The organism is Hwanghaeella sp. LZ110, from assembly GCF_048892525.1.
Lineage (GTDB): Bacteria > Pseudomonadota > Alphaproteobacteria > UBA8366 > Aestuariispiraceae > Pacificispira.
In genome coordinates this window covers 1-255 of the sequence record NZ_JBLZHT010000094.1, presented here as the reverse complement: position 1 = coordinate 255, position 255 = coordinate 1, and the positions used below count along the sequence as shown (strand labels likewise).

General features: G+C 61.2%; 1 protein-coding gene. It reads left to right on the top strand.

Going from position 1 to position 255, the window contains the following annotated elements; genetic code table 11:
* A partial coding sequence (locus tag ACOSDM_RS20330) for a hypothetical protein (protein WP_420726356.1) occupies positions 1-255 on the top strand: 255 nt, incomplete at both ends.

The window sequence follows — 255 nt, the reverse complement described above, 5'->3', positions numbered from 1 at the left end:
CACCAGTGGCGTCCGGGGTTATCAATTCGGGCTGGGCCGCCTTGGATGCCTCTGCCGCTGCGGTTGCCCGCATGATGTTGGATGGACAGGAAAGTCGAAAGCTCACGATGGCCGGATGGGCGGGCGCCCCTTATGGCGTAAACATCTTTGGCAAGCGCGAGAATGGTCGATCCTTTGCGACCATGTTGGGTCTGTCCGGGCTACAGGGCGGTGGTGCGCGCAGTTTTGCCGATGGGTATGATGCGGCAGGCTATC